Source organism: Vibrio sp. 1978, from assembly GCF_033344345.1.
In genome coordinates this window covers 1-945 of record NZ_JAWPOP010000206.1, presented here as the reverse complement: position 1 = coordinate 945, position 945 = coordinate 1, and the positions used below count along the sequence as shown (strand labels likewise).

Genomic DNA, 945 nt, shown 5'->3' with positions numbered 1-945 from the left:
CACTGGCAGTCAAATAACCCTAGTGGCTATTCCCCAGAGTAATTGTAGTCGCGCGTTGCCATCTGCGCTTCTCACGGTTTTGGGAAGCTGAGTTTGAAGAATTTTAAAGAGTTGAGTAAGTAACATGTCGAATGTCGAATTTAACCCAGTGGATCATCCACACCGCCGTTACAACCCTCTGACTGGGCAATGGATTTTGGTTTCACCTCACCGTGCAAAACGCCCTTGGAGCGGCGCAGATGAAAAGCCCGCATTGGATGAGCTACCAAGCTATGACGGTAAATGTTTCCTTTGTCCAACCAACGAACGTATCTCTGGCGATGTTAATCCAGACTACCAAGGCACCTATGTGTTCAATAACGATTTTGCTGCGCTGATGGTGGATTCACCAGATGCACCTGAGTCGGACAACCCATTATTCAAAACTCAGGGGGTACGTGGTTTGAGCCGAGTAATCTGCTTCTCACCGGATCACAGCAAAACGTTGCCAGAACTACCAGTGAATAAAATTCGGGATGTGATTGATACATGGAATGAGCAAATTGAAGAGTTAGGTAAAGATTTCATCTGGGTTCAAGCTTTTGAAAACAAGGGTGAGACCATGGGGTGTTCTCAACCACACCCACACGGGCAGATTTGGGCGAACAGCTTTTTACCTAATGAGATCGAACGTAAAGAGCATAACCTAAAAGCGTATTACCAAGAGAAAGGAAGCAACCTACTGGTTGATTACGTTCAGGCTGAGTTAAAAGACGGCTCACGAATTGTTGTTGAAACCGAACACTGGGTTGCGGTTGTACCTTACTGGGCGGCCTGGCCATTCGAAACCATGTTGCTTCCAAAAACACACATTCGCCGCATGTGTGAGTTGAACGATGAGCAACGAGATGATCTCGCTATGGCTATCAAAAAGTTGACCAGCCGTTACGACAACTTGTTCCAGTG

1 protein-coding gene is annotated in these 945 nt (G+C 46.6%); it reads left to right on the top strand.

What is annotated here, in order from left to right; all coding sequences use genetic code 11:
* Positions 1 to 124: 124 nt before the first annotated feature.
* Positions 125 to 945: UDP-glucose--hexose-1-phosphate uridylyltransferase (locus R8N49_RS25545; protein WP_318190263.1), on the top strand; the 821-nt coding region annotated here is incomplete at its 3' end.